This is a genomic window from Anaerobacillus sp. (assembly GCF_046314235.1).
Taxonomy (GTDB): domain Bacteria; phylum Bacillota; class Bacilli; order Bacillales; family Anaerobacillaceae; genus Anaerobacillus.
Window position 1 is genome coordinate 1 of the sequence record NZ_JBKBWN010000012.1, and the last position, 17,488, is coordinate 17,488.

The 17,488-nt window shown below is 37.8% G+C and carries 10 protein-coding genes; all 10 read right to left on the bottom strand.

Annotation, left to right across the window (positions count from 1 at the left end; all coding sequences use genetic code 11):
* The coding region (locus ACK4M9_RS15910) for a glycosyl hydrolase 53 family protein (RefSeq protein ID WP_409852641.1) at positions 1-3,073 on the bottom strand (3,073 nt) is incomplete at its 3' end.
* A gap of 147 nt (positions 3,074-3,220) precedes the next feature.
* Positions 3,221-5,311 (bottom strand): beta-galactosidase, encoded by a 2,091-nt coding sequence (locus ACK4M9_RS15915; RefSeq protein ID WP_409852644.1) that lies wholly within the window; start codon positions 5,309-5,311, stop codon positions 3,221-3,223.
* A 40-nt stretch (positions 5,312-5,351) separates the two neighbouring features.
* Positions 5,352-6,164: a sugar ABC transporter permease gene (locus tag ACK4M9_RS15920; RefSeq protein WP_409852900.1), complete on the bottom strand. Its 813-nt coding sequence runs from the start codon at positions 6,162-6,164 to the stop codon at positions 5,352-5,354.
* 35 nt (positions 6,165-6,199) lie between these two features.
* The gene (locus ACK4M9_RS15925) at positions 6,200-7,525 is read right to left on the bottom strand and encodes a carbohydrate ABC transporter permease (RefSeq protein WP_409852647.1); all 1,326 of its coding nucleotides are present in this window, start codon (positions 7,523-7,525) and stop codon (positions 6,200-6,202) included.
* Positions 7,526-7,595: 70 nt separating this feature from the next.
* Entirely contained in the window at positions 7,596-8,867 is a 1,272-nt protein-coding gene (locus ACK4M9_RS15930) for a sugar ABC transporter substrate-binding protein (protein ID WP_409852649.1), read from the bottom strand.
* A gap of 262 nt (positions 8,868-9,129) precedes the next feature.
* On the bottom strand, positions 9,130-9,969 hold the full coding sequence (locus tag ACK4M9_RS15935) for an AraC family transcriptional regulator (protein WP_409852651.1): 840 nt from the start codon (positions 9,967-9,969) through the stop codon (positions 9,130-9,132).
* 378 nt (positions 9,970-10,347) lie between these two features.
* Positions 10,348-12,354, bottom strand: coding sequence for a beta-galactosidase (locus ACK4M9_RS15940; RefSeq protein ID WP_409852653.1), 2,007 nt, complete (start codon positions 12,352-12,354; stop codon positions 10,348-10,350).
* Between the two features lie 265 nt (positions 12,355-12,619).
* Positions 12,620-15,637: an FAD-dependent oxidoreductase gene (locus ACK4M9_RS15945; RefSeq protein WP_409852656.1), complete on the bottom strand. Its 3,018-nt coding sequence runs from the start codon at positions 15,635-15,637 to the stop codon at positions 12,620-12,622.
* A gap of 43 nt (positions 15,638-15,680) precedes the next feature.
* Entirely contained in the window at positions 15,681-16,514 is an 834-nt protein-coding gene (locus ACK4M9_RS15950) for a carbohydrate ABC transporter permease (protein ID WP_409852659.1), read from the bottom strand.
* Positions 16,511-17,434 (bottom strand): carbohydrate ABC transporter permease, encoded by a 924-nt coding sequence (locus ACK4M9_RS15955; RefSeq protein ID WP_409852662.1) that lies wholly within the window; start codon positions 17,432-17,434, stop codon positions 16,511-16,513. Before ACK4M9_RS15955 ends, ACK4M9_RS15950 begins: the two co-directional genes overlap by 4 nt.
* Positions 17,435-17,488 lie beyond the last annotated feature (54 nt).

The window sequence follows — 17,488 nt, forward strand, 5'->3', positions numbered from 1 at the left end:
CACCTGGTACTGCTGTTTCGTCTCCATCACCTGGTACTGCTGTTTCGTCTCCATCACCTGGTACTGCTGTTTCGTCTCCATCACCTGGTACTGGTGTTTGGTCTACATTATTAGTTGAAAATACACCATATGTTGAAAAGTGAGGTACTTCTAACGTAATAACACCATCTTCTGCTAGGCCACCTTTAAATATCCATTCTTGGCTAATTTCATCAAAGTAGTAAATTCCCACTTCATTTGCTGCAAAATTCTCATCGTCATAAGCCAATACTAACGTAAAGTTTCCAGTAAACTCTTCACCATTAGGATATTCAAAGTCAAACTTTAACACATCTCCTGCAACTTTAGAGCTTTGTTTTACTTTCTTCGATTCATCTACTTCTAAAATAGTTAGCTTACTTCCAATTGGTAAATTAGCTGGCAGTTTTAAAGAAGATCTACTATCTTCTATTAAAATTACTGTGTCAGCTTTAACCTCTTCTTGTTTACCTTTTTCTAATTGCTTCTCTTTTTCACCATCTCCTGGCTCTTGATCTCCATCACCTGGTTCTTGATGAACAGGTTCTAAAAGATAAAAATAAAAATCGTCTAAAGTTCCCCATGCACCTGCACCTGCTTTTATGTGGGCACCAATTGTAACCGTTCCATCTAAAACAAGTATTTCCGTTACCTCTGGATTATTCCAGTTTGTCCAACCCTTTACTCCTGTATCTTTCCTATACTCTTTTTCCGTAGTATTAGCATAAATATACATTTCAGGGTTGTTCCCTGCATCTCCGCCTTGAAGATACATCGAAAAGTTATAATAGCCCGGAGCTAATCCTGTAATCGTCTGCTCAACTTTAAAGTCTACAGCACTCGCCGACCAAAAATGGACCGTATAATTACCGGTACGCGCATCTACAGCTTTATTTTGAAAGCTTGCGTGAGGTGTAGTTCCACTTCCGTGAATGATCTTCCACATACTTCTATCACTGTCTTCAAAGCTAGGGTTAATAACTAGATTTTGAGGCGGTGGTCCGTATGCTTGAAAGTTATTAAACCCGACCCATTCACCAGATGACTCTGTTATCGTTACTCTAATATGTCTAGCTGATGTACCTTCAGGTAGTGTAACGTCTATTTTTCCTTCACTAACTTCATACATACCTAATTTAGAAAACTGCTCTCCGTTCTCTGCAATCTCAATTTCTACTACTCTAACTGCATCCCAAGTAGTAAATAAAATTCGTTCTAAAGATACTGATTTCTCTAAATCTACTTGCCACCATGCTCCAACCCCTGTATTCGTACCCCATGATGTCCCTTGTTCACCGTCAACTGCATTTTCAGGTGCATTTGGTATCCCTCCACCTAATCCTGCGCTACCAGAGGCTACTGCAGGTTTATTTCCAGAATGTAGAATTAAACCTGCTAATATTTCATCAATTTCTTCATCTTCAATCTCTCTTGGTTCTGGTACTGGTGGTACATATCCTTCTGTGAAAACCTTTAACGATTCTAAAGCGTTTCCTTCAAAATCAAACATCGCTTGGTTTTCCCAACCATTACCTTCTCCTGCTGTCCACCCTGCACCTTTAACACCTAACCACGCTGGTTCCCAATAGAATACTCCAAGTCCTCTCTGATTAGGAACATTTCTTACTACTTCCATTACGTCATAAACCAATCTCGCTTGACCTTCCACTGTAGCGGGATAACCGGCTCTTTCTTCTTGAATTCTTGTAAAGATATTTCCGTGACCATCTGCATCCGCAAGCGTAAATGCATACGCTGTTTCAACGACCACAACATCTTTATCGTAGCGTTGACTGATATCATTTAAATTGTACTCTAGTTGCGCTAATGTTCCGTGCCAATACGGATAATAGGATGCACCAATAATTTGAAAGTCTGTTACACCAGCGGCAATAATTCCATCAAACCATCGTCGATAGATACCATTTTCGCCACCTTGATCAAGGTGGATCATAATGTCTACCTCTTCACCTAACGTATCACGAACTGCTTTTATTCCAGAATTTAAAAGATTAGCTAAATTATTATAATTGTTATTTACTATTCTACCATCTGGGAATAGCATTCCTGGTCTAATTTCATTGCCGATTTGAACCATATCAGGAGCTGCACCAGCTTCTATTAATGCCTCAATTGTATCTGCTGTATGGTCATAAACAGCTTGAACGAGATCTGCGAACGATAAATCAACCCATGATGCTGGCTTATCTTGTCTTCCTGGATCAGCCCAAAATCCCGAATAATGAAAATTAAGTAAATACTTCATATCAGCTTCTTTAATTCGTACTGCTTTTACTATCGTATCCTCTAAATCGTTATAAGCTATTCCATCAGAATAGACGTCTGTCGGATCTTCCCAAATCTTTAATCGAGCCCAGTTAGATCCATAGCTAGTCAGAATTTCTAGCACATCTTTTTCTTCACCTTGATCATAAAACTTACCACCATAATTTTCCACTTTGGTTAAAGTTGATATATCAACACCATAAATGAAATCTTTTGGTTTAGAAGGTGTTTGAGGCAGGTCGGCATCTTTTACTAGAGATACTAAATCCACTCCTAACCAGCCACCTCCTAATGCATTTGCATAAAAACCAATTGTTAATTGGCCGCTATCTACAACAATCGGCAGTTCGACTTTTGTCCAACTAGATGCCGTCGGAATTTCTTTTTTCGCAATTTCAACGCCTGATTTTTTTGCATAGATTGATTTTTCGTTAAAGCCACCACTGTTCGCTACCCAAGCAGACAGTGTGTAAGACCCATTTTCTAATCCTGTTATCGTTTGATTCGTGTCTGCTGTATAAGCACCAGCATTCCAGTAGTTTAATAGTTTACTTCCACCATTAGCCGGTAGCCAACCGCTTGTTGGTGTTGTAATCGCATTGCTACCGTTGGTTTGCCACCCAACTAAATCATTTTCAAAACTATGATTAGTTACAAGTGAAGCCGTTTGTGCTGCTGTTGTTCCAAGACTAGCTAGAGGAAAGTTTCCTAGAAGTAAAATAATGGTTAGTGTTATTCCGATAACTCTTTTAAAACTTTTCTTTGACATAGACATTTCCTCCTATTAACTTCCTTTTAGTCACTGATATTCTTTAAATTCAAATAGAACGCTTTCATTTAAATTGAAAGTATAAACAGATTATAAAATCTGTTTATACTCAGCATCCTAGTTACTACTAGTTTTAGTTGTTAAAACTTAAGCTTTTGGACCTACATTTGCTTTACTTTTTCGCTTCAACACTACTACTCCGTTTAAAGGGAGTGATATTGTTCCTGTCACTACAAAATCTTCTAACATATTTGTGTATTCATCTGATCCTAGCTCTACTTCCTGTTCACTATCACTAAAGTTCATTAAGAATATATAATCGTTTTCACCATCAGTTCTTAGTTGTGCTGTTACACCAGAAGGTAATTCAGTAGCAATCGTCAAAGCCAAACCTGCTTCTTCAATCACTCTAGACATGAAGTCACTATTAAACGGTTCCACGTTGCGGGATGCCACATAATAAGCTTTTCCTTTACCAAACTTGTTGGCGGTCAGTGCAGGTCGACCAGCATAGAAATCACTTCCATATGTTGCTAAGACTTCCGCACCTTCTGTATGAATTAGGTCACATAATTCATGAGCAACATATGAACCTTTCAAACCTAACGTGTTGCCTTCAGTCATGACGACACTATTTTTTTGGCCATCATGTAATCCATCAATTTCCTCTGACCAAATTCCTAGTGTGTTACGTAACGGACCAGGGAAGCCACCTAAGAACGTTAAATCATTCTCGTTCACGATTCCTGACCAGTAGGTTGTTACAAACGTTCCGCCGTTTTCAACGAACTTCTCAACTTTTTCGCCAACACCTGATCTCACCATATATAACATCGGTGCGACAACAACCTTATACTTAGAAAAGTCAAAATCCATGTCAATAACATCAACAGTAATTCCACGTTCCCAAAACGACTTATAGTAACTCAATACAGTCTTCTCGTAATGAATTCCGCTATTTCGAGGCCCTTGAGAATCCTTTATCGCCCAGCGATTTTCCCAATCAAATATGACTGCCACTTCAGCTTCTACTGAAGTACCAATAACATCTGTTAAGCTACTAAGCGATGTACCTACTTCCGTTACATCTTGAAATACCCGTGTATGTTCATGGCCGACATGGTCTACAACAGCACCATGAAACTTCTCACTTGAACCTCGGCTCTTTCTCCATTGGAAGTATTGAACCGTATCAGAGCCATGAGCTACTGCTTGAAGCGATGATAATAAGTGCATTCCCGGTTTCTTGAGCTTACTTACACTCTGCCAGTTAGTTAAGCTTGGTGTACTCTCCATTAATGCAAACGGTTGGCCACCTTTAATAGAGCGCATAATATCGTGATTAAAGGCGAACAAAACGGCTTGATCGACTGTATCATCGGCATCGTGCCATGTTGGATACGCATCCCAGGATACAAAATCTAATACATCTGCAAATTTAAAGTAGTTTAACCCTTCAAAGGTTTCCATGAAATTCGTCGTTATCGGTAATTCCGGATTGACCTTTCGAAGAGGCGTAACCTCATTCCTAATAAAGTCAATAGATAGATCAGTGATAAATCGTTTCCAGTCCAAGTTTAAACCATGTACCGACTTTTCCCCATGAGGGGCAGGAGATTCAACCTGCGACCAATCTGTGAGCGTATGACTCCAGAACGTTGTCCACCAGGCATGATTGAGTTGATCTAACGTGCCGTAACGTTTCTTCAGCCATTCCCTGAAATTATTTTGACAATGATTACAGTGACAATATCCACCATTTAATTCATTGGAAATGTGCCAGCCGATGACAGCCGGATGATTTCCATAGCGTTGTGCAAGCTTCGTGTTAATGATCTTTACTTTCTCCCGATAAACAGGTGAAGAATAACAATGGTTGTGTCGTTCCCCGTGCAGGTTTCGCACGCGGTTTGCCCCTGTACGGAGTACCTCCGGATACTTTTGAGACATCCAAGCAGGACGCGCCCCGCTTGGAGTGGCAAGAAATGCATAAATTCCATTTTCTGCAAATGTATCGAGGATATGATCAAGCCATCCAAATTGGAATACTCCTTCTTCAGGCTCTAATGTCGCCCATGAAAAAATTCCAACAGACATCACGTTACAATTTGCTAGTTTCATCAGGCGAATATCTTCTTCAAAAACGCCTGGGTAATTTAACCATTGCTCTGGGTTATAATCAGCTCCATGTAACATGTTTGGAATTTTACCACTTATAGGTGGAAATTTTTTATTCATCTAATCACCTTTTCTAATTGCTTTAGTTAAGATTGTACATTTACCCTTTCGTTCCTCCTGCAGTTAACCCCGCAATCAAATACCGTTGTAAGAAAAGAAACAGTAATGCAATCGGTATTGCCGCTAACATGGCCCCTGCTGCAAAACGGGTAAAGTTATTGTCGAACTGATTGCTTACAAAGTTAAACAACCCTAAAGCTAATGTATACTTTTCTTCACTTCTTAATACAATTCTCGGCAATAAGAAGTCCATAAACGGTGTCATGAATTGGAAAAGTGCTACAACTGATAAAATTGGCTTCGCTAGCGGAAGCATAATTTGTACAAAAATCCGCAAATGACCTGCTCCATCTATTTTCGCCGCTTCATCTAGTTCTTTTGGAATTGTATCGAAATACCCTTTCACTAAGAAGGTCATCATAGGTACACTTGCACCTACATAGATGATAATTAACCCTGTTAACGAATTAAGTAATCCTACTAAATTTAATAACAAGTAAAGGGCAACCATTGCCATCAGTATCGGGAACATTTGTAAGACTAATAGAATAAAAATTGCGTTCTTTCTGCCCACAAAACGATAACGAGAGAAGGCATAAGCTGTAAAAGTTGAAACGATTACCGAAAACAACGAGGTAAAACCTGCGACAATTAAACTATTTTTATACCAAGTTACATACCGACCTCTTGGGTCATCAAAAAACAACCACTTGTAATGTTCCAAGCTCCAATTTTCAGGAATCATACTGGCAGAGAACATACTACGACCAGGATTTAAAGAAATTCCCACCGCCCATAAGAGGGGATAAGCAATGATGACAAACATCACTGCAAAAATGAAGTAAATACCCATGACTTCTAATCTGCTTTTTGTTTTCGTTTTTAATCTCAATAGATTTTCCCCTCCTCTTTAAATGTGCTAGTACGACGAAATTGGAAAAAGGCAAATATAGCAACAATGAGCCCGATAATCATAGAAATAGCCGCAGCAATACTATAGTTTTGCTGTTGGAAGGTCAAACTGTACACCCATGATATTAAAATGTCGGTTCCACCAGCATTTTGTCCTCGAATTGCTGGTCCCCCTTCGTTGAATAGATAAATAATATTAAAATTATTAAAATTGTGTGTGTACTGCATGATCATTAGCGGAGCAGTAGCGTACATCACATGTGGGAAGGTAATCGCCTTAAACTTCTGCCAACGATTAGCGCCATCGACAGTAGCTGCTTCGTACCAATCGTCAGATATACTTTGCAAAACACCTGTAAACAAGGCGAAAACAAATGGAAATCCTAACCAAACTTGAATAGATATGATCGCTGTTCTTGTCCAAAACAAATCTGTCATCCAAGGAATACTTAAACCAAAAAGCGGCTCCATAATTTGACGGTTAATTGCCCCAAAGCCATCATTAAACATCGCCGCAAAGATTAGGATTGTTACAAAACCTGGGACAGCCCAAGGTAAAATAAGCATTGTTCTTACCGTACGCTTATATTTAATTCGCTTATCGTTAGCTAAGATCGCAAGGAATAACCCTAACGCGATTTGAAGAGTTGTCGCTACTAACGTCCAAATAATTGTCCAGCTAAAAACGCTCATAAACGTGTTTTGCCACATTGGCGTCGTTGCTAGCGAGACAAAATTATCAAATCCTACCCAATCCAACAAATTCGCGGGTGGAGAATTTCGTAAATAATAGTTTACAAACGCGAGTGAAAGCATAAAACCAAGTGGTAAAATGATAGAAAAAATGACTAAAAATAATCCTGGTCCTACCAAAAAGTACGGAAATGTCTTATCATACGTATTATGAAAGGCCTCTCTTAACGTTGGAATGCCAAAGCCTTCTTTTAATTTTGATGCATCTTTATAAGCATCACGCAAGTTAATATAATAAAACACCGCACTGAACAAAAGAAGGATGATTGTAACTAATCCTTGGATAATTAAAACTAGGGAGTGATCTCTCCCTGGTTGAGTTCCAAGAGTAAAAATCCCCCACAATCCGATATTAATAAAATCAGTAAAGACGATTAAAAATGAAGCTGCTAAAATGAGAAAGACCGACCCTTTCATAAATCGACGATTATAAAATTGACCTAGTCCTGGTATAACCGATAAAAGCAACGATAACTTTGGATTATGGTTGGAGAATTTATGGGATTTGCTTTTTGTTCCTACAGGTTCGTCTTGCTGTTTTGATTCCATCCATTAACCTCCTATACACGATAGAATGAGAATAGGAAGGGCTAAGTGCCTTCCTATCCCTAAAAAATGTTTATTTCATCATTTTGATAAATTCATGAATTTCCTCAACAGCTTCGTCAAGAATTTCCTTTGCGTTGTCTCCTGCTGCATTAAATTGTAATGAATCTGCCATTGGCGCCCAAACTTGGCCCATTTCAGGAATGTTCGGCATTGGTATTGCTGTTTGAGATTGCGCTAAGAACCCTTCTGCAAAAACATTATCAATGTTTGCATCTGGACGGGCAGGAATTTCTCCCGTTTCAGCATAGTAGTAGGCTTGAGATTCAGCAGTTGTTAAGTGTAACGCTAATTGAGAAGCCCAATATTTATGATCAGAATAATTAGATACTAACCAACCCTTCACACCAGCAAACGGAGTAGGTCGCTCACCATTAGATAATAGTGGAAGTGGCGCAACAGCCAGGCTATCACCTAATGCATCTGAATAAGATGCTAAAGCCCAAGGACCTGAAACAACCATACCTACTTTCCCTTGTGTAAATAAACCATTTAATACATCCTCATTTATTCCACGTGGTACAATCCCTCTATTAAATAACGATTGGATCTCTTCGTATGAACGAACCGCCCCTTCATTGTTTAAACCAATATCCTCAGGATCATAGTTTCCATCAGCGTCTTGTCCAAATACATAGCCACCATGTCCACCAATCCAAGGAAACGCATGGTAGAAGTTCAAAGCTTCAAATAAAAATCCATATTCATCATTAGCAACATTTGTTAATCCTTCTGCTAAGTCATAAAGCTCTTCCATTGTGCCTGGCACTTCTGGTACGAGGTCTTTGTTATAATATAAAGCTGTGTTTTCCATTACTAACGGTGCACCGTATGCCACACCATCTATCATAAATGCACCAACAGCCTCTGCTGTGTATTGCGCTAATGTTGCTTCATCAACTTCTAGTGGAGCTAACAAATTCTGTGATGTTAAGTTCCCTAATCGATCATGCGGTTGGAAAATAAGGTCAGGACCAATTCCCCCAGGGGCATCTAAAGCGAACGCTTCGTCTTGATCTGCCATTAATCTAGGTGTGACAATAACTTCAATTCCGTGTTCTTCTACAAATTGGTCAACTAAATATTTTACAGCAGCAAATTGATAGTCATCATCATTTGCCCAAATCTCTAATTTATCAGGTTTGGCTGGAACATTTGCAGTTTCTTCATCAGTACCAACCGTTTCTTCTTTTGCAGTATCTGGAGTTTCATCAGCTGGTCCACATCCGATTACAACTAAAGATAAAGCAAACATAACTACTAACAGCATTAAAAGTTTTTTCATAAGTGTTTCCCCTCTTTCTTAATGTAAGAATACAACACCATTGTAAACGATACCAATCCTTTATTGTATGAATAAATTATCTGTTTATATAAAAATATGAAACTTCATCATAGTTAATTTGCAAAATTTAAACATTTACCATAGAGGCTAAATTTGAATTAATTCACTCGTTTCGACTATCTAAAAAAAAGGGGGTTATTTAGATTATTTAAAATAAAAAAAACTGCCCCAAAAGGCAGCGTATTAAGATTTTTATTCTAATTTACAACTTTTGCTTCACATATAAATCACGATACTTTTTTGGAGTAATTCCCTCTTTCTTTTTAAAGGTAGCAACAAAGTTACTACAATCGTTAAAGCCTACGAGGAACGCAAGATTTTTCAGTAAAATTTCAGGATTTTGAATTAGTAGTTCTTTTGCTTTTCGTATCCTTAGCTGAATAAGGAAGGAATACGGGCTTACGTCGAAGGTTTCTTGAAATAATCTGTTTAAATATTGAGGGCTTACATTTGAATGCTTTGCCATGTCCTCTAAGCCAATTTCTTCTGCATAGACTGTCTCAAGCCATTCGACAATAGGACGAACTTTATCGTATAAATGGGAAAGCGATGGTTGGTTGTTAACCTTCCCATATTTTCGTAAATGGATAAGAAAATTATATAAATAGCTAGATAAATCCAACCTAGAAAATTCCGAATCGGATTCAATCTTTTTTAACATCTCTTCTATGATTTTGGCGAATGGCAAATTTTCCATATCAGTATAAAGACTTGAATAGTTCAATTTTAAAGAATCTAAAATTGACACTACAGACACTCCGCCAAAAGTAACATAAACCGTTGACCATTTCCTCCCTGATGTAACATAGGAATGCGGTGTATACGGTTTCAATAAAATTCCACGTCCCTTAGGTAAACTATACTCTTGGCCATTAAAAGTAAATCTGCCTTCTCCCTCTATCGTCTGTAACCAGTGATAGTAAGGATAACCTTCAGGTCTCGTGAAGTCTTGCTCTTGTGGGTTAAAACCGACACTTTCCACATACAATGGCAATGCATCCTCCGCTGTAGTATATGTATATCTCACTTTTTTGTAATGCATTTGTTTCATCACCTCAGATTAATTGTAATTTAACCGTAACGGTTCACATTGAAAGGACTTTTCAATGTGAGCATGCTCTATCTCAATTAAAAATCATTTCACGTAAAAAAGTTCTCGCTAGTACCAGATGCCATCCAGTTCTCTTGTTCCAATTTACTTAATCATGATTAGAGCCACAAAAGGGGGATATTAAACTCATCATATCAGATAAACCTTTTATAATAATATCATTACTGGTGAGTTATTGTTTAAAAAGGCTAATACATAATTTAGCAAAAAAAAGACACAAAACATCGCCTTAGCGAAAAATTGTATCTTTAAAAAGAATTAGATATTGGACCCTTATCAGGAGAGATACGAAAGCAGAACTCTAGTCTTTTACTTTTCCAGTACAGCGACACCATAAGCACATAGGACCAAATTCTCTTCTTCAAAATCGGCACCTATTATTGCTTGATAATCAACAAAATTTGGAATATTTACGGTTACTTGCTCATCATTATGGTTCACTATTATAAGAAATTGCTTTTCTTTTGAAACCCTCACACTTACCTCTACGTTTTCAGGAACATTTAATAGCGGTGAAATATTTTTCTCACTTGCCAATTCTAGGAGTAATTCAGAGAGATAGCCTCTTTCTGGATCTGTTCCAATATAAACACTCTTTCCTTTACCATATTGGTTTTCTGTGATCACAGGTGACCTCCCAAGAAAATTATCTTCTTTAAAAGCAGCTAACACATTGGCTCCTTCTAGATGAATATGTTCACGCCATAAACCGCAACTGATCTCTTTATTATTTGAACTAAAAGTACTACATTCATTCTCTGCCAAAGGAACAAACTCCTCAACATATATTCCTAGCAAGTCGCGCAGCGGACCTGGATAACCACCTAAATGTACTCGGTCATTCTCATCGACTATGCCACTAAAAAAGGAAACTACTAATGTTCCGCCTTTGGAAACGAATTGTTCGAGCATTTTATCTTCTCCCTGTTTCACCATATATAATAATGGTGCTAAAACTAAATCATACTGCTCTAGATCATCGCTTGGTTGTACGAAATCTACTGGAATGTTCTTTTCATAAAAAGGACGAAAGTAATTTTGAACTTGCTCTATATAATTTATTTTATTGTGTGGTTTCGAAGGAAGATCGAATGCCCACCAATTTTCAAAATCAAATAATATTGCAACTTTCGCTTCTATAGTGGAACCGGTTATCTTTTCAAGTTTCTTTAATTCATTCCCTAATTGCTTTACTTCTTGATAAGTTCTACTTTTTTCTTTTGGTGCATGGGAAACCATCGCTCCGTGAAATTTTTCTGAGCCAGCTTTACTTTGGCGCCATTGAAAAAATAGTATTCCATCTGCCCCACGTCCAATTGTGGCATAACTCCACGCCCGCATTACTCCTGGGCTCTTCGGTACGTTAATATCCCGCCAGTTTACATGACTTGTTACCTGTTCCATTAAAAAGAAAGGCTGCCCTTTACGAAAACTTCGCATCAGATCATTCCACATCGCTTGTGTGACTGGGGTACCCTCTGTTGGATCAGGATATGAATCCCAACTAACTATATCCATTTCCTTTGCCCACTCGAAATAATTTAAAGGCTTAAACGGTCCCATAAAATTCGTTGTAATTGGAATAGTTGGTGTTAACCTTCTTAAGATATCCCTTTCTGTTAAATACAATTGAAAAATGGAATCATTCATAAATCGAGTATAATCTAGCTCATGTCCTGGATTAGAAAAGGTAGGGGCCATTCTTGGAGGATTTATTTCCTCCCATTCATAATAATATTGACTCCAAAACCGCGTACCCCATCGGTCATTTAATTCTTCCAAATTCACATATCTATTTTTCAGCCACGTTCGAAACGCATTTGCACATGTATTACAGTAACAACGAGAAACGTGACATGCATATTCGTTATTAATATGCCACATTTTTAACCCAGGGTGTGATTGATAACGTTCTGCCAGTTTCGTAACTATGACTTGAATACGCCGTTTTAAATCAAAGTTATTAGGACAATAATGTTGTCTACTTCCAAAGGCGTATCGGCTACCTTTCTCATCCACCGGAAGTGATTCTGGATACTTTCGAACAAACCACCCTGGTGTTGAAGCCGTAGCTGTTGCCAAATCAATTGAAATCCCATTATCATGTAATAAATCCATGATCTCATCTAACCATTCAAATGAAAAATCGTCCTCCTTTTTTTCTAAGCTTGCCCAGCTAAAAATACCGAGGGAGACCATATTCACTCCTGCCTCTTTCATTAATTCGACATCCTCTTGCCATACCGACCTTTCCCATTGTTCTGGGTTATAGTCCCCACCGTAACTAATCCTAGGAATTAAGTTAGAAATTATCATTTATGTCAATCCTCCCTTATAAAAGCTCTCTTAAAAAAGTTAATTTTCAATCCGTAAAATTTCCACTTCATTTTAATATAGGTTCACTTTTCAATAATGGAATTGAGTATAACGACTCCTGACTTCTAGCCATCATCCATTTTAAGTTTTTTCTTGAATTGAAAAAGAGAGAAGTCTTCTCACAAGGCAACTCTCTAGTAATTTCACTTACTTTTTTCAATCCTCTAGCAATTACAACCAAATCACTCTTTTTTTCAGTGGATCACTATACCATTTCTTTTGGTTCCACCCATGGTTTAGGTTCTAACTCTTCTAAACTAGAAAGCCATTGCTTCCATTCCATATGGTCGTTTCTTAATGTTTCACCACTAATATCTACTAATTCTCGATAAGCGTGTTGAACTAGTAAATTACGTGAGTCTTGTAAATAATCAATGATAATAGATAAACCTCCCTTACTGCCACAGCGAGCTAACGCTCTACCAATAACTATTTCTAAAAATGCCATTCGCTCTTCAAAATAATCTTGCTGTATAACGTCTCTATTCATTTTATTGTGAAATAACGTTTCGGAATGTAGCCTCTCCAAGCTTGGAATACACGCTCGTAGTCCTAAGCGCTCAGCAATATGACAAATGCTATCTACATAATAGAACAGACCGTGATTAACATCAGTAAACTTTTCCTTTGTAGGCTTTAATTTATCGATAGCACGTTCCAATACAGAGATAGATCTATCATCTTTTACCATTGCTAAAGTGTATAATAAATAGGCTGGCTCTGGCATGGCTCCATGATCAGGTGGTGCGTGTACATATTTAATTTTTGCTTCTCTTCCAGGTAATTCGTCCAGTTCAAGAACGGGATCTAAGTACTCGATTAATATAGGTGTTGCAGCTCGGTCACCGTACCAGGCTAACGCCCTAGCAGCCATTAATCTTCTAGGGGAGGTTTGATCTTCTAGCTCCTTATAAAGCAAAGGGATAATTTCTCTGCCAGCAGTACACACTTTTACAATAGGAATTGGTTCTGTATGAATGTCTATGAAATTCATATTGGCAAATTCATAGAGTTTATCCTCATCATTTAGTTGAGATACCCAATAAGCCATCTCTTCCTTACTTTGCTTTACACTTTGCATCTTTCTATCTGCCACACTCTCAGGTATAATCCCCCACTCAATAAGATTAGTTTGTAGCTCAGAGATGTCTAGATTTCTCAGTTCCTTTTTTTGTTTAGCTGCCATGTCTGCAGCTATTCCACAAACTGCTCCTAGATTTTCTAAATCTGCCTGCATTCTGATGGCTGGGAGGGCATCATGTGTCGCTGATATAGCTTTACCTGTAATAATTAATCCATCAATATCTTTAGGAACTAACGCACGATATGGAACCTCAATTTCTAAGTTTGGGGGTATTAATCCTAAGCGGACCCACTCTGAACTAGTATGGCCTTTCATGTCATGATTACTAAAAGCGATATTTACCACATCTGGCCATTTTTTAAAGGTTAGTTGATCCGTTAATGTCAATCTAACCTCACCAACAATATGCCGAGACTCTCTTACTGCTAGATAAGGACTATGATCATATCCAACAAATCTTCTTCGTGCTGATAAAATTGCTCGGGTATAATCATCTGCATCACCAACATTTACTGTGCTTGTAAAGTTATTCATATAAACACCTGGCTTGATTTGCGGAACCTTTGAGTACCACATGGTAGCACTCTCCCTGTCAGAACCATAGAAGTGCTCCGCACCTGCCATAACAGCTGCATCACCATCACCCGTTGCATCAATGATCACTTCTGAGGTAATTTCTATAATACCTTCTGGAGTAACTACAACAGCTCCTATTACTTTGTTTTTTTTCTTTTTCACTTGAACTAAAACACTATTAAACTGAATTTCCACTCCTGCTTTTTGAGCAGCATTTAATAGTGCGTACATTTTCCCTTCCACATTCCATTTCTCCGCAGTTTTTCCAGTCCATGTTATTCCCATCCACTCATGAACTTCAGAAACCCACTTTATTACTTCCAGGTTAAATCCACTACGCCTTCCAAACCAGTAACTATCCACTCCTCCAACAGTACCAGATCCACCTAAGCTTGTATTCATTTCAATTAGTAACGTGTTACTTCCTTTCCTTGCTGCAGCAATGGCCGCAGAGGCACCACTTGTACCTCCACCTATAACCAATACATCAACTACTTGTTTCTGTACTGGTAGAATACACGAACCAGTAACCTTTGCTACCAACTCATGGGCGGATAAATGACGAGCAATCGCTTTCCCAATTTGTAACATGGCAACTGGACTCTTGAAGGTAGATTCTGATATATCATTAGGAAAGTCTGCCGCACCACTAGCCACCCAGATCCCATTTTCACTATAAAACTGACGAAGCGGAATGTCCCCAAAGGAAGTTCTTACAGTACCTTTTAAATTGTGATTACTTTTAACCCTTCTTAAAGGAGGAATAGAAAGCTTATGTGCTGTATTAACTATACGAGCTTTTTGAAATGCCTCATGTGTCGTCTTTAACCATTTAAAAATATCCATGGTGAGAAACCTAGATTGAATTTCTTGTTCGTTTAACCAATTTTTCTGTGAGTTTACCTGTAATTCATTTGTATACTCAATATATAGATGTCCTCTCTCATAAGCTCCTTTATAGATTTTATATTCAGGAGTCAGTTCCTTCGGAATTTCGATGGACTGTTTCTCCAACGCTTCCAGATTTACACCGCTTACTTCAAAGGTTCTACTCGAAACTACCTTATCTTGATATCGTGGCTTCGAGCTGACAGACCCTCTAAGACTAACCGCATTTTCACTTCCATCAATAACATGTTTAGCATAGATATATTTGATACCAAATTTACCCACAATCTCAACCTTATATAAATTATTTATTTTTTCCCAGCCAATTGTTCTTGCATTGTAAATTAATTTAATATCTCTAGCAAGGAGCTCTTCTTCCAATGCTAGTTTCAGTTGATCTGGTATTATCGGGTACTCCTTTTCATTTTCGAGTAATTTAACATACTTTTTGTCTTTCCAATTAAACAAATCATTAATTTGATCATATTCTTCCGATGAAACCCATGAGTTTAGAGTAGCCATTAACTCTTCTCCAAGATAAGTACGGGATTCGATCAGGGTGACCTTCATCCCATTATCTGCCGCTTCACATGCAGCTGAAACGCTAGAAAATCCACCACCAATAACCAACACATCCGAATTAAGCTGAGGGGATATTAACCCGTTCATTCTCATAATAGTTATCTCTCCCATATTTTTTAGTTTAAGAGCTATCTCCTTATTCTTTCACTGCTCCAATTGTGACACTAGACATGAACTTTTTTTGAAATTTCAAAAATACGAGAACAAGTGGAACTGTGACTAATGTACAACCTGCCAATATTAATTCCCATGGTAAGGAGTAGGTTTGATCTGTATCACTTAGTAAAGGTAGGATAAGCATAATGGGAAGTTTCGCCGTGTCTCTAACCATAATAACTGGCCATAAGAAGTCATTCCATTTACCTAAAAATATGAGTACAGCTAATGCTCCTAATACTGGGGCAGAAGTTGGCACTATGACACTAAGAAATGTCCGAATATGACCTGCTCCATCAATTTTGGCTGCATCTATTAAATCATCCGGTATTTTCATCATAAATTGCCTTAACAAAAACATCGCAAACACACTAGCAATACCTGGAAATATTTGAACTGAATAAGTATTCAGCCAACCAATTCGACTAAGCATTACATATAAAGGTGGAATTGCTAACTCAAAAGGCACCATCATAGTTGCCAATAAGATAACAAACATAATATTTTTTCCTCTAAATGTATATTTCGCAAAGGCAAACGCAGCTAATGAAGAAACAGCTAGCGTAAGTACTACATGTGTCACAGAAATAAAAATCGCATTAAAGAAAGTGCGCGCTACAAGTCCGCCACTATGAGTTAATAGCCTAATATAATTTTCAATCGTTGGTCTCAATGGAATACCTGCAGGATTAGATGAAAGCTCTGCTGCAGTTTTCAGTGAACCAATAACCATAATTATGAATGGATATAAACATAGTAGAGCTATAATAATAACTACAATATTCAGTGAAAATTTAACTATTTTTAGTTTCATTCTCTCCCCCACCCTTTGAAAAGCTTAAATTGTATGGCTGATACAACGAGAATCATTAGAAATAATACCCAACCAACCGCAGAGGCCATTCCGAAGTTTCCGCCCTGTAGGTTGTTTGTTAATAAAGCCATTATTGGAATAACATGTGTAGGGGCATTTATCCAACCAGATATTAGTATTAATGGTTCTGCATAGATCTTCAAGGAACCTATCGTGTCTATTACAAAAGCAAATAAAAGAATTGGTTTCATTAATGGGATCGTAATATACCATAAGCGTTGAAAAGCATTTGCGCCATCTATCTCAGCTGCCTCATTTAGACTAGGACTAATTGTAGTGAGCCCTGCCAAAAATATGACTAAGAACCACCCCACTGCTCTCCATACTATTAAGATAACAACGGTCCATTTCATAAGGGACGGATCTTCAAGAAACGGGATTTGTGTTCCGAAGACATTATTAATTACACCAGTTCTTGTTGAAAAAAGAATTCTAAATACTAGGGCAGCTGCTACAACCGCCATAATTTGAGGTAAGAATATCAATGGTTTGTATACTTTCTGCCATTTGATGAATTTGGAATTCATAGCAACCGCTAATAAAAAGGAAATAATCATTACTGGGAATATATGAATAACTAAATAAAACATCGTATTATAGACAGCTGTCCAAAAAGTTGGATATTGCAATAAATTTAGATAGTTGTCAATTCCAACAAATCTCGCCTCCCCATATCCTCTGTAACGATAGAAACTTAAAACAAACGAATAAATAGAAGGAAATAAAAAGAATACAAAAAAAGTAAATATAAATGGTGAAATAAACATATACGGCACTAGCTTATCCCAGCTTTTCTTTTTACCAAAAGATATTTTCTTTTTTTGGGCGATCGTTTGAGCCTGTTTCTGAATAATAGCCACGGATAACCCTCCTTATTAGTGAGGCTGGGACAAAAGTGTCTGACACCACGCGGA

Excerpts from the sequence above, each read along its gene's own strand:
- ACK4M9_RS15915 (WP_409852644.1), bottom strand. The coding sequence starts at position 5,311 with ATGAATAAAAAATTTCCACCTATAAGTGGTAAAATTCCAAACATGTTA.
- ACK4M9_RS15930 (WP_409852649.1), bottom strand. The coding sequence starts at position 8,867 with ATGAAAAAACTTTTAATGCTGTTAGTAGTTATGTTTGCTTTATCTTTA.
- ACK4M9_RS15950 (WP_409852659.1), bottom strand. The coding sequence starts at position 16,514 with ATGAAACTAAAAATAGTTAAATTTTCACTGAATATTGTAGTTATTATT.
- ACK4M9_RS15940 (WP_409852653.1), bottom strand. The coding sequence starts at position 12,354 with ATGATAATTTCTAACTTAATTCCTAGGATTAGTTACGGTGGGGACTAT.
- ACK4M9_RS15920 (WP_409852900.1), bottom strand. The coding sequence starts at position 6,164 with ATGGGTATTTACTTCATTTTTGCAGTGATGTTTGTCATCATTGCTTAT.
- ACK4M9_RS15935 (WP_409852651.1), bottom strand. The coding sequence starts at position 9,969 with ATGCATTACAAAAAAGTGAGATATACATATACTACAGCGGAGGATGCA.
- ACK4M9_RS15925 (WP_409852647.1), bottom strand. The coding sequence starts at position 7,525 with ATGGAATCAAAACAGCAAGACGAACCTGTAGGAACAAAAAGCAAATCC.
- ACK4M9_RS15945 (WP_409852656.1), bottom strand. The coding sequence starts at position 15,637 with ATGAGAATGAACGGGTTAATATCCCCTCAGCTTAATTCGGATGTGTTG.